The sequence below is a fragment of the Shewanella sp. ISS20 genome (genome assembly GCF_056522965.1).
Window position 1 is genome coordinate 3,181,357 of record NZ_JAWRZK010000001.1, and the last position, 13,125, is coordinate 3,194,481.

General features: G+C 45.7%; 8 protein-coding genes and 1 riboswitch. Of the genes, 4 read left to right on the top strand and 4 right to left on the bottom strand.

Annotation, left to right across the window (positions count from 1 at the left end; all coding sequences use genetic code 11):
* The first annotated feature begins 161 nt into the window (after window positions 1-161).
* The gene (locus tag AC1HDP_RS14480; RefSeq protein ID WP_140930462.1) at window positions 162-1,712 is read left to right on the top strand and encodes an AbgT family transporter; all 1,551 of its coding nucleotides are present in this window, start codon (window positions 162-164) and stop codon (window positions 1,710-1,712) included.
* 60 nt (window positions 1,713-1,772) lie between these two features.
* Here AC1HDP_RS14480 and ovoA read toward each other — a convergent pair whose 3' ends face one another.
* Window positions 1,773-3,878 carry a 5-histidylcysteine sulfoxide synthase gene (gene ovoA / locus AC1HDP_RS14485; RefSeq protein WP_479639278.1) on the bottom strand — a complete coding sequence of 702 codons (2,106 nt, stop codon included), beginning with the start codon at window positions 3,876-3,878 and terminating at the stop codon, window positions 1,773-1,775.
* A gap of 450 nt (window positions 3,879-4,328) precedes the next feature.
* Window positions 4,329-4,414: riboswitch (cyclic di-GMP riboswitch) on the top strand.
* Window positions 4,415-4,470: 56 nt separating this feature from the next.
* On the opposite strand from ovoA, the gene AC1HDP_RS14490 reads away from it, so the two are divergent.
* On the top strand, window positions 4,471-6,657 hold the full coding sequence (locus AC1HDP_RS14490; protein ID WP_479639279.1) for an immunoglobulin-like domain-containing protein: 2,187 nt from the start codon (window positions 4,471-4,473) through the stop codon (window positions 6,655-6,657).
* A 363-nt stretch (window positions 6,658-7,020) separates the two neighbouring features.
* Window positions 7,021-7,836 (top strand): hypothetical protein, encoded by an 816-nt coding sequence (locus AC1HDP_RS14495; RefSeq protein WP_479639280.1) that lies wholly within the window; start codon window positions 7,021-7,023, stop codon window positions 7,834-7,836.
* A 74-nt stretch (window positions 7,837-7,910) separates the two neighbouring features.
* On the opposite strand, the gene glnA is transcribed toward AC1HDP_RS14495, so the two are convergent.
* The gene (gene glnA / locus AC1HDP_RS14500) at window positions 7,911-9,320 is read right to left on the bottom strand and encodes a glutamate--ammonia ligase (protein ID WP_479639281.1); all 1,410 of its coding nucleotides are present in this window, start codon (window positions 9,318-9,320) and stop codon (window positions 7,911-7,913) included.
* A 400-nt stretch (window positions 9,321-9,720) separates the two neighbouring features.
* Here glnA and typA point away from each other — a divergent pair, with 400 nt between their 5' ends.
* A complete protein-coding gene (typA, locus tag AC1HDP_RS14505; protein WP_479639282.1) occupies window positions 9,721-11,532 on the top strand; it encodes a translational GTPase TypA in 1,812 nt (603 codons plus the stop codon).
* Between the two features lie 577 nt (window positions 11,533-12,109).
* Here the strand turns inward: typA and AC1HDP_RS14510 are convergent.
* Together AC1HDP_RS14510 and AC1HDP_RS14515 are read right to left on the bottom strand one after the other, a co-directional pair.
* Window positions 12,110-12,760 carry a DUF2959 domain-containing protein gene (locus tag AC1HDP_RS14510; RefSeq protein ID WP_140930472.1) on the bottom strand — a complete coding sequence of 217 codons (651 nt, stop codon included), beginning with the start codon at window positions 12,758-12,760 and terminating at the stop codon, window positions 12,110-12,112.
* A gap of 10 nt (window positions 12,761-12,770) precedes the next feature.
* Window positions 12,771-12,992, bottom strand: coding sequence for a hypothetical protein (locus AC1HDP_RS14515; RefSeq protein ID WP_140930474.1), 222 nt, complete (start codon window positions 12,990-12,992; stop codon window positions 12,771-12,773).
* Window positions 12,993-13,125: the final 133 nt, after the last annotated feature.

The following is a 13,125-nucleotide window of genomic DNA, read 5'->3' on the forward strand; positions in this document are numbered from 1 at the left end:
ATTCTGCAGCAGTTCATCCATAGGTAGACAATGTTTCAGCTAAGTAACTGCCAAATATGGCCAAGGTTATCGACTTTGGCTACGTTCCCAAGCTTGTAAGCTTGTATCTCACTAGCTTTGTCTCTAAGGTAGCAGCCTAAAAAAAATTAGAGGAGATCAAGATGGCGACGTCAGGCGAGAGTCAAGAATCGAACGGCATACTAAGCCGAATGCTAAATAGCATTGAACGAGTGGGGAATAAACTCCCCGATCCTGCGGTAATCTTTTTACTGGGGATGTTATTAATTTGGGGATTATCTGCCATTTTTGCGCAGATGGACTTTGCGACCATAGATCCTCGCACCGGTGTACCGTTAGAAGTCAATAACTTGCTGACAGGTTCTGCCATTGTGGGATTTTTATCCTCGATGGTGACCACCTTTACTAGCTTTGCGCCGCTTGGCGTAGTGTTAGTGGCCATGTTAGGTGTCGGTGTGGCTGAGCATTCTGGCTTTATTAATACAGCATTGAAATTGATGCTGAAAGTCACGCCAGCTAAGTACTTAACCCCATCGATTATTTTAATCTCTATCGTTAGCCATACCGCAACTGATGCGGGTTACGTTTTAGTAATCCCATTAGCGGGGGTTATTTTCTTTGCTGTGGGTCGTCATCCGTTAGCGGGTATTGCGGCAGCCTTTGCTGGCGTGAGCGGCGGCTTTGGCGCTAACTTTGTGCCATCGGGATTAGATCCGTTATTACAAAGTTTCACCCAGAGTGCGGCGCAAATTATCGACCCTGCCATTTCAGTCAATCCACTCAATAACTGGTTCTTCACCTCTGCATCGAGCTTATTTATCGTGCTGTTAGGTTGGTACATTACCGACAAGATTATTGAGCCTAGACTGCAAAAGACTAAGGTTGACGGCGATACCAGCGGTTTACCTTCATTTGATGAAGTGGGCCCGAAAGAGAAACGCGCCTTTAATGTTGCCTCTATGGTGATGGTATTAGGTTTAGTACTGCTGTATTTAGCGAGCGCTCCAGCGGATTCTGCCATGCGCGCCGCTAACGGTGAGCTGACAGATTTTAAAGCGCCATTAATGCAATCTATCGTGCCGCTTATCTTCTTACTGTTCTGGATCCCTGGCGCCATTTATGGCTTCATGGTTGGCACTTTCACTAGCTCACGCGACATGATTGCTGCCATGAGCAAGTCTATGGGGGGCATGGCTTACTACATAGTGATGGCATTCTTCTGCGCCATGTTTGTGGCGGCGTTTACTAAGTCTAACTTGGGGGCTTTGCTGGCCATTGAAGGCGCTGAAGTATTAAAAGCATTAGCCTTGCCAAGTTCAGTGACTATCGTCGGCATCATCTTCCTGACAGCCTTTGTTAACTTGTTTGTGGGTTCAAGCTCTGCCAAGTGGGGATTATTAGGACCTATCTTTGTGCCTATGTTGATGCAACTGAACATTTCACCCGATTTAACCCAAGCGGCTTACCGTATTGGTGATTCAAGCTCTAACATCATTACGCCGTTAATGCCTTACTTCCCGCTAGTGGTGGTGTATTGCCAGAAGTACGTTAAGGACACAGGGATAGGTACCTTGATTGCTATGATGCTGCCGTATTCGGTGGCCTTCTTAGTGGGCTGGACCTTGTTCTTACTTGCCTATTGGGGCCTTGGTATTCCATTAGGATTACAAGCTAGCTACACCTACGGTCTGTAATAATAGAGACAATGATAAGGCCCGCATTATGCGGGCCTTATGCTATCTGGCGTATGCTCTTTACTGGCGTTTACGCCAAATCGATAACTGCGAAATGCTGTGTTGGAATTTGCGTTTAGTTTCGCGAATAACAAAGGGAATGTCTTTCACGGCGCACAGCTCAAAGTCTTGATGCAGCGCCTCATTCAATCCATCTAAGCCAGTTATGTTCTCCGCATCGCGCTTAAAGCCGCCGAGCCAATTGGCTTTATTTGTGTACTGCTCTAGCCAAGTGTAGGGGGATAAGATCACTAAATAGCCGCGGCTATTAAGCCTTGCGGGCATATCTGCCAAAAACTTATGGGGGTCGGTTAATCTATCAATTAAGTTGGCAGCATAAATAAGATCATAGCCACTAAACCTAGGCTTGAGATTACAAGCATCCCCTTGCTGAAAATGTATGTTAGCGGCTAAGTCTTGGTAGTTTAGCTGCGTTAGACTCATGCTCTTAAATTCTTGCAGCTCGCCTTCGGTGGTAATAGTCCAGCGCTTTTGGCCTTGCTCACATAAATCTATGGCTTGAGAAATAAAGCGCGCCGAAAAATCGATAGCGTCCACCTGCTGATAATGCTTAGCCAGCTCAAAACTAGCGCGCCCCACAGAGCAGCCAATATCCAGCGCCTTGAGAGTGCGGCTTGGTTCAATTTCAGCCATGACACTTGCCACTGCATTGACGCAGAAATTGGCCACACCAAAGTGGCTATCACCATAATGGAATTCTAAGTACTGGGAAATAAGCTCATCGGTTTCGTAAGTATTCACCGGCTCATTGCTGGGTAATGCTTGCGCTGAGCGCACATAGCGAAAGCCAGCATGCTGATAAAAGTGCCGTCTGAAGGCGTAGCGACTGGCATGCTGCATTTCATTGCCAGTTGAAATCCAGCTGCCACCTTTAATGAGGTTATGGCGGCCATCAAAGGTAGGGGTGGAGAAATCATCATACATGGGATGCACTTCAAAGCCGTTAAAGCCATTGATGGCGGTTTCGCTCCATTGCCAAACGTTACCGATAACATCATAAAATCCTTGATGCTCAAAGCGATTGACAGGGCAAGATGAGGCAAAGTGCGCCAGACCTAAGTTGGCAGGGATTTCTTGCCAATCTTGGCTATCGCCACTGACGTTTTGGCGTAAGCAATACCATTCAGCTTCTGTCGGAAGGCGTAACTGACTTTGCTGCACTTCGCTTAAGTAATGGCAAAAGGCTTTAGCTTCTAAGTAATTAACTTCTACCGGCCAGTTTAAGGGTAAAGGGATTTCTTCGGTGAGGTTGCGTTGCCACCATAGACCTTGGTGTTTACGCCAAAATCTTGGATGTTGCGCTTGGGTGTAACTTAGCCACTGCCGACCTTCTTGGGTCCACCATCTTAAGGTTTGATAACCACCCGCCTCAACAAAGGCGAGGTACTCTTGATTGCTAACTAAATAGCGACTCGCTTCAAAGTCATTCACTGCGACTGACTGCTGGCCGTACTCATTATCCCAACCATAAGTCATGTCGGTAGCGGCTTTGCCTAACGTCATAGTGCCACCGCTTTGATGCAGTAACTGATTGCTGGGCGCTAGAGCCACGCTCTCGCAAGCATGCCAGTTGCTTGAGGGCGTCACTAAATGCAGCGGCAGCTGGCGGATAATGACAGATGATGTTTCAAGATGAATTCTTTCATGCTCTATGCCCATTAAGATGAGCCAAGCCGGCGATTGCGCTGTAATAGGTAAGCTCAGCGCTAGGTTATCTATGACTTGATTGACACAAGCGCTCACTTCATCGCGATAGCGCCGCACTTGACTGACGCTTGGCCAGGCATAGTGCTGACTGTTGACATCATCCCAGCTCATTTCATCCACGCCTATGGCAAACATAGACTCAAATTCAGGGTTGATGCGCTCATCAATGAGGCGAGCCAGTTTAAGTTTATTGATATAAAAAGTGGCAGTATGGCCAAAATAAAAAATCAATGGATGGCGTAACGGTTCAGCCTTAAGAAAATAGGCGTCATCGGTATTGATAAGGTCGAATAACTGCTGATATTGCTGCCAAGTATGGTTGAAATAGCGCTGAATCTCGGCGCGTTTACTTTCAACATCGGTACCATCAAGAGAAATACTTTGATTGAGTGAGGTCACGAGCAATCCTTAATTTGCGTATCCGTGTGATTGAATAGACACCATAGGTGATAATGATTGATGGCGATAATGTTTACGTTTGCAATATATTAATAACATTATCAGTTGTGGGATGGCGACTCAATCTGCTTCAGTAGATTGAGTGTTTTAAAGCCTAAATTTATTTCACTATTCAAGCATGGTTAGCGCTTAAGCGTTAGTCGGCCTAAACCAGTAGATAGTGGCGATTAGTTGTTGTTTTAGCATGAAGTTAGCGAGCGAAAGGTTCAGTATATGTGGGTTATTTGCTTTTATAAGTAAATGATTTGAGTGCGAATTAAACTATTAATCATATTTAAGCATAGTTTTAAGTTTATTTTAAGATTAAAGGTGACAATCATAACTACTTAGAGCTAAGCTTGTTGCGGCTCAAGTTATTGTAAAGGCTGATTCATCTTGTCATGAAGCTGCTTGCGATAAAGGCAAAATGTGTGAAAGCGCATGACGCAAAACCTCCGGTCTAAGTGGTGAATCCATAAGATAGCGGGGCTTCCACAGGTAGTGTTCGAGTGCAAAAACTCGCGTTACCTGTTTCTATTTGAAACGGGAAATAATGATGATAAAGAAATTAAAACTGAGTGCGTTAGTCTTAGCTCTGACTGGGCTGGCTCAGCCACTGCAGGCGCAAATGGTCAACCCTGAAGCCGGTGTCGTCGTAGGCTACTGGCATAACTGGTGTGATGGCAGCGGTTACAAAGGTGGCGTAGCGCCATGCGTTAAACTAAGCGACGTTAACCCTATGTATAACGTCGTCGACATCTCTTTTATGAAGGTCTATGACACAGCTGAAGGTCGTATTCCTACCTTTCGTTTAGACCCGCAAGTGGGTTTATCAGAAGCAGAATTTATTGCTGAAATTGCCGAATTAAACCATCAAGGCCGCGCCGTATTATTAGCCTTAGGTGGCGCCGATGCCCATATCGAATTAAAAATCGGTGATGAGCAAGCCTTTGCTGATGAACTGATTCGTCTTACCGATATGTACGGTTTTGATGGTTTAGATATAGATTTAGAGCAAGCCGCGGTGACTGCTGCTGATAACCAGACGGTTATTCCAGCGGCGTTAATCATGGTGAAAGAGCACTACCGCGCCCAAGGTAAAAACTTCTTAATTACCATGGCTCCAGAATTCCCATACCTGACAACGGGTGGCAAATACGTTCCTTATTTAGAGCGTTTAGAAGGCTACTACGACTGGATCAACCCGCAGTTTTATAACCAAGGTGGCGATGGTATCTGGATTGATGGGGTAGGTTGGGTTGCTCAAAACAACGATGAACTCAAGCAAGAGTTTATCTACTACATTGCGGATTCATTAATTAACGGCAGTCGCAGTTTTTATAAGATCCCTCACGACAAGTTAGTGTTTGGTATCCCAACCAACAACGATGCCGCGGCCACTGGCTATGTTAAAAATCCACAGCATTTATACAGCGCTTTTGAAGCCTTGAAAAACCAAGGTCAGCCGCTGCGTGGTGTTATGACTTGGTCTGTTAACTGGGATATGGGGCGCGATGCTGCTGGTAATGAATACAATGAGTCCTTCATTAAGGCTTATGGCCCATTTGTACACAGCCAAGTTCCACCAGTACCAGAAGCGGGTAAGCCAGTATTCACAGGCTTAGGTCATGCGCGCGTGGTGCATGCCACAACATTTGATCCTATGGCAGGCGTGACGGCTATGGATACCGAAAATGGTGATTTAACCTCGCGCATTGTGATTGAAGGCCAAGTTGATACCAACACCTTAGGTGAATATGTACTGACTTATCGCGTCAGTGATAATGATGACAACGAAACTGTTGATGCCCGCAAAGTTGAAGTTTATAGCGTGAAGCCTGTCTTTAATGGATTAGATAATCGCGTCGTGCCTTTAGGCGCCGCATTTGATCCCTTAGCTGATGTGACGGCATTTGATGCGGAAGATGGTGATCTTACTGCTCAAATTCAGGTTTCTGGCAAAGTGGATGTGAATACTGTCGGCCGCTACAGCTTAACTTACTCGGTGACAGACAATGCTGGTCAACAAGTGACTGCCTCGCGTCAAGTGCGCGTGACTGATGACTCGCAGGTGTGTGGTAATGCCTGGCAGGCGGATAAAGTCTATTTAGCTGATGAAGTGGTTAGCCATCAGGGTAAGAGCTGGAGCGCTGGCTGGTGGACCCAAGGTGATGAGCCTGGTAGCACAGGTGAGTGGGGCGTGTGGCGCGTTGCCGGCGATAGTGATTGTGATGGCGGTGTATCGCCTGAACTGCCAAAGTTAAGCGTTTCACTTGGCGGTATCGCTGCTGAGTATCACATCAAAGATGGCGCCGTGGATTTAGCGGTGACTGTTAAAACTAACCGCAGCGCTATGGTTACTATGAAAGTGACTGATACTGGCGGAATGCTAGTTAACGGTGGCGATTTCGCCGCGCAAATTGCTGCAGAGCAAACGGTAAATCTGTCTTTAGCTCAAGTTATTGCTGGTGAATATCGCCTGCAATTGGCGGCAACTGACGCTGATGGTAACGAGTCTAAGCAAGCTTTTACGCTGATGCTGAAAGAAAGCGAGCCTTTGCCACCGGGTGATTATCCAGCTTATGTGGCTGGTATCCAGTATGGCGCTGGTGACATGGTTACAGGTAGCGATGGCAATATTTACCAGTGTAAGCCTTGGCCATATACCGCTTGGTGTGCAAGCGCTGCTTACGCGCCAGGTGCCAGTGCTTATTGGATGGATGCTTGGGACGCGCGTTAATCCCGCGAGTCTAACTATCAATAAATACTGCTGTTAATTAAAGCCGCCCTCGGGCGGCTTTTTTGTGGCCGAGAGTTAATTATTCATGCGGGCTAAACCTTGCACATATTTAAGTCGTTAATGTTTTGCACTCTGTTTTTAAGCAGCTTTATAAGCTGTTGTTTTAGTAAAACATGTTATGAATATGACGCTTTATTTTGGTTAAACTTGATGTTAACGTGTTGTGTGTTGTGTGTTGTGTGTTGTGTGTTGTGTGTTGTGTGTTGTGTGTTGTGTGTTGTGTTGTGTGTTGTGTTGTGTGTTGTGTGTTGCGTGTTGCGTGTTGCGTCTTGTGTGTTTTGTGTTAGTTTGGTGGTGATCGCTATGAAGTTCACTCATATAGTCGGATATCCAATCGCCATAGGCTTAAGCTTAGGTTTGGGCTTTGTCGGCGCCGAGTTAGTGGATGCTAAGTTAGCGGCGTCTATGCCAGCGCCACCGATTCTTGCCGAGCAAAGTGTTGATGCCATTGAGATTGCGCGCCTGCAGCAAGAAGTGGCTATGCAGCAGCAAGAAATTGAATGGTTACTGCGCATGGTCAAAGCTGGGTTAAGCGGTGATATGGCAGGCCACATGCAAGCTTATCGCGCTAAACCTAAACCTAGCGACAATCTTGCGCCGCAACCGAATGCCACAGCAATTGCCCCCATTGAGGATGCCAAGGCCAAGGCGTTACGCCTACAAAATGCTCAAGCGTATGTTTCCCGCGTGCAACTGGCTGATGTGGCATTACAAAAGCAAGCGTTAGCCGAGGGCTGGGCCAATGAAGGTCAGCTAGCTGATGCAAGGCGCGCTTTATGGCAGCAAGCCCGAGATGAATTAACAGAGGCTGAATACATCCATGGGCTTCACGGCGCGCAGTTACCTAATGTAATGCTTGTTAGTCATGCCAGCCCTGAATTGGTGTCTACTGACGGGGTTGCTCGCGGTGATGTGTTATTAACGATAAACGGTGTGCGGGTGTTTAGTCGTGATGATATGCAGCGGCAATTGCTAAATATTGATAGTAGCGCGAGTGTTGAAGTGACGCTTAATCAGCAAGGTAAGACTATCAGCTTAGTGGTAACTGATTTCAATAAGAATATTGAGTTTTATGGCGACTCAATCGCTTTAGATAAAATGCCAATATTGAGTAATTAAGATTTTTTAAGTGTTACCTCTGTGAGATAAAAAAAGCCCTGCACCGCAGGGCTTTTTTGTCTTAATTCAACTAATTACAAGCTGTAATACATTTCGAACTCAAGTGGGTGCGTGGTGCGAGCAACGCGCTCAGCTTCAGCAGTTTTCAGGGTAATGTACGAATCAATGAAGTCATTGCTAAATACGCCGCCACGAGTTAAGAACTCACGGTCTGCATCTAAGTGCGCTAATGCATCTTCCAGTGAACGTGCCACCTGCGGGATTTCTGCTGCTTCTTCTGGTGGTAAGTCATACAAGTCTTTATCCATAGCTTCGCCTGGATGGATCTTGTTTTGAATACCATCAAGTCCTGCCATCAACAGGGCCGCAAAGCCTAAGTATGGGTTGGCATGTGGATCTGGGAAGCGCGCTTCAATGCGACGACCCTTAGGGCTTGGTACTACTGGAATACGGATTGAGGCGCTGCGGTTACGGGCAGAGTATGCCAACATCACAGGCGCTTCAAAATGCGGTACTAAGCGCTTATAAGAGTTAGTGCTTGGGTTAGTGAAAGCATTGATGGCGCGAGCATGCTTAATAATACCGCCAATGTAGAACAGAGCTAATTCACTTAACCCTGCGTACTTGTCGCCAGCAAATAAGTTAACGCCATCTTTAGACAGTGACTGGTGCACGTGCATGCCGCTACCGTTATCGCCTACGATTGGCTTAGGCATGAAAGTTGCGGTCTTACCATAGGCGTGAGCCATGTTATGAACCACATACTTAAGAATTTGAATTTCGTCGGCTTTTTTAGTTAGGGTATTAAAGCGAGTCGCAATTTCGTTTTGACCTGCAGTCGCCACTTCATGGTGATGCGCTTCAACCACTTGACCCATTTCTTCCAGCACTAAACACATAGCGCTACGTAAGTCTTGTGATGAGTCCACAGGTGCTACTGGGAAGTAACCGCCTTTGACCATAGGGCGATGGCCAGTGTTGCCGCCTTCATAGCTAGTGCCTGAGTTCCATGCCGCTTCTTTGGCATCAATTTTTACGAAACAGCCTGACATGTCAGTACCAAAACGGACATCGTCAAACAGGAAAAATTCTGGCTCTGGACCGACTAATACGGTATCAGCAATGCCGGTAGCGCGCAGATACTCTTCCGCTTTCTTAGCGATAGAGCGTGGGTCACGGTTGTAACCTTGCATTGTGCCTGGCTCTAAAATGTCACAGCGGATCAGTGCAGTAGTTTCTTCGGTGAACGGATCTAACAAGAAAGTGTCTGGATCTGGCATTAACACCATGTCAGATTCATTGATGCCTTTCCAACCTGCAATCGATGAACCATCAAACATTTTTCCGTCTTCAAAAAAGTCGGCATCTACTTGATGGGTAGGAATAGTCACGTGCTGTTCTTTACCTTTGGTATCGGTAAAACGTAAATCAACAAATTTTACTTCGTGTTCTGCTAATTGTTGTAAAACTGCTTCATACGACATTGTTTAAGCCTCCGGTAGGGTAAAGCACTCACTAATCAATTTATTATTGTCTGCCTAAATGGCTTTCGACAGGGTTAGCCAATATAAAGCGAAAGTCGTGCCAATTATCTAAGTTATTGTTTATATTGTGTTTGGCGGTTATTGTTGAGCAAGGTTGACTCGGTTTGCACCAATATGGTGCGCACGATGATATATTTTGGGGCAGGAGCAGATAACTTCACCATTAGGGTGCATTTGGGAGCAGATGAGCGAGCTGGCGAAGGTTTCCATGAGTGGCCAAAAAATAATCCTGTGCGGCAAGGCTCCCGTAGAGTAGAATGTACCACTTTTTATTGCAACCACTATACTGTTTAGCGGTGGCAAATGCCCTTAATGTTTTTGATGGTAAGAGGTTTTATCTGTGCTAGAAAAATTACGTAACATCGCAATCATTGCGCACGTTGACCATGGTAAAACGACCTTGGTTGATAAGCTGCTGGGTCAGTCAGGTACTCTGGCGACTCGTGGCGAAGCAACAGAGCGAGTAATGGACTCCAACGATCTGGAAAAGGAACGTGGGATCACGATTCTGGCAAAGAACACTGCCATCAAATGGAATGATTACCGTATTAACATCGTTGACACTCCTGGTCACGCCGATTTCGGTGGTGAAGTAGAGCGTGTTATGTCGATGGTTGATTCAGTATTATTGCTGGTTGATGCGGTTGATGGTCCTATGCCACAAACTCGCTTCGTGACTCAGAAAGCTTTTGCTCAAGGTCTGAAGCCAATCGTTGTTATCAACAAGATTGACCGTCCAGGCGCTCGTCCTGATTGGGTTATCGATCAAGTATTCGACCTGTTCGATAACTTAGGCGCTACCGATGAGCAGTTGGACTTCCCAATTGTTTATGCTTCTGCATTAAACGGTTTCGCGACTTTGGATCCGGATGTTGCTAGCGATGACATGACTCCACTGTTCCAAACTATCATTGATCGTGTATCTCCTCCAGATGCAGACAGTGACGGTGCCTTCCAGATGCAGATTTCTCAGCTGGATTACAACTCATACGTGGGTGTTATCGGTATCGGCCGTATTAACCGTGGTAGCATCAAAACTAACCAACAGGTAAGTATTGTTGGTGCTGATGGTAAAGTTCGTAACGGTAAAATGGGCCAAGTATTAGGTTACATGGGTCTGGATCGTCACGAAGTTGAAGTTGCTAACGCTGGAGACATCGTAGCTATCACCGGTTTAGGCGAACTGAAGATTTCTGATACCATATGTGCTGCTGGCGCTGTAGAAGCTATGAAGCCACTGTCTGTTGATGAGCCTACTCTGACCATGACTTTCCAAGTAAACACTTCTCCGTTTGCTGGTAAAGAAGGTAAGTATGTAACTTCACGTAATATTCTTGAGCGTCTGCAGCAAGAATTAGTGCACAACGTAGCACTGCGTGTTGAAGAAACCGACAGCCCAGATCGTTTCCGCGTTTCTGGCCGTGGTGAACTGCACTTATCTATCCTGATTGAAAACATGCGTCGTGAAGGTTATGAATTAGCCGTTTCTCGTCCAGAAGTTATCATCAAGGAGATCGATGGTGTTAAGTGTGAACCATTCGAAAACCTGACTGTTGACGTTGAAGAAGAGCATCAAGGCAGCGTGATCGAGAAGCTGGGTACCCGTAAAGCTGACATGAAAGACATGCAGTTAGATGGCAAAGGTCGTGTACGTATCGACTTCGTTATCCCAAGCCGTGGCTTAATCGGTTTCCAAACTGAGTTCTTGACTGCTACTTCTGGTACTGGTCTGCTGTACCATAGCTTTGATCACTACGGTCCACACAAAGGCGGTGACATTGGTCAACGTGCTAACGGTGTATTGATCTCTAACGCTACAGGTAAGGCTCTGACATTCGCTCTGTTCGGTCTGCAAGACCGTGGTCGTCTGTTTATTGGCCATGCGGCCGAAGTTTATGAAGGCCAAGTAGTTGGTATTCACAGCCGCTCTAACGATCTGACAGTTAACTGTCTGAAAGGTAAGCAGCTGACCAACATGCGTGCTTCTGGTACTGACGAAGCTCAAGTGCTGACTCCTCCTATCTTGATGACTCTGGAACAAGCTCTTGAGTTCATCGATGATGATGAATTGGTAGAAGTAACGCCTAAGAGTGTACGTGTCCGTAAGCGTCACTTAACTGAAAACGATCGTAAGCGCGCTAGCCGCGGTTAATATCGTGACTCTTTGAGTCATTCAGTCAAAGCCCCGCAGAGGTGACTCTGCGGGGCTTTTTGTTATCTTAAATATTATATTCTTTGATCTAGCCGCTGTGCTTTAGGCTTTAGGGATTAGTCTTTTGGGTTTGGGTTTGGGTTTGGGTTTGGGTTTGGGTTTGGGTTTGGGTTTGGGGTTTAGCTCTGTTCATTTAGACTGGCATTAGTTATGCCGCAAATCGGCTGCTCATGAGTTTTAGGGCTAACGAAAGTTACTATGGTTTTTCCAACAAGTTATTCATTGTAACCATAACCGCAGCGCGAGGTTAGCGCTAGTTAGAACTAAGGGTAGCTAGCAGCAGTCATTAAAAGGTGGATGACTTAGCTAAGTAACCGTTGAATGACGTGATAATGCTATTTGTTACTGCTGATGACGCCTGTAGTGCATCTAGAGGCTAAGGGCTGGTTTATGAGGTTAAGACGTGACTTAAAGTGAAAGCAGCGTTCAGGCTAACGACAGCGCCTTATTTGATAAGGTTCGATGCTGCTCGCTAACCCAAATGCTTGTATAGAGAGTAAATAGTTAACCGTAAGGCTTAAGATTTGCTTTTAATATTCTTAATAAATTGATCTGACGCCGCAATCGATTGATTCATATCTTCAATCAGATTTGAAATGTTAGCCTGTAAGCTTGAGAATTCCCCTTGAATCGCGCCTATCGCCTGAGCATTCAGATTATGCTTAAGGAACAGCATATTATCTTTCATTGTCACTAGCACTGGCTTCATTTTTGATTCAGCGCGGCGCATGCTACTGAGCATTTGCTTGTAGTAATCGCGGGTTTCTCTAAGCTTTTCCTCACTTGAACGACGTAAATTAGGGTTACTAATTTGGCCGATTTCAAGCTTCCACTCTTCAAATAATGCTTCAGCGACATCCCTAACCTTATTGATGCGATTAGTTACTTCATCGGCAGCACTTTGGGCTGATTCATATTCATCACTGGCTTTTTCATAGGCTTGCTGCAAGTTGCGACCATCATGCTGCAACAGGCTTTGCATCTCGGCTAGCGCGCTAGAGAATTCTTGTTTGGCATCATGCTGAGCTTCATTGGCCGCTTCAACACGGTCAACCATAATGTCTCTTTTCTGGTAGCCCACTTTTTCCATGGCACCATAATAAGCACTTTGACAGCCGACTAAGCTCAAGCCTGCGATTAAACTGAAGGCAATTAATTTTTTATTCATTATGTGTCCTTTAATCTGCTTTAAATAATGCCGCATCAATGATGCTCCAGATATGGACTGGTACGGCAACAATTAAGGGAAATATCAACCACGACATGGCGTAAAAGCCCGCGCCAAAAATAAAAAATAATAACGCCGGCAGGATGCGACCTTGTACCAATTGTCCTAAGCCTGGAATAAAAAAGCTGGCAATGGCAGCGATGACATTTCCGGTAGAACCTTGTTGAGACATGACAACTTCTCCTAGTAAAAATTGATGCAAGCCATTTAAATAAAGACTAATGCTAGCATATTCATTAGAGTCATAAGCTGCCTAAACAGGCTTTAATCAATAGAATAACACTTGTAAATGAACTGTTGTAAGC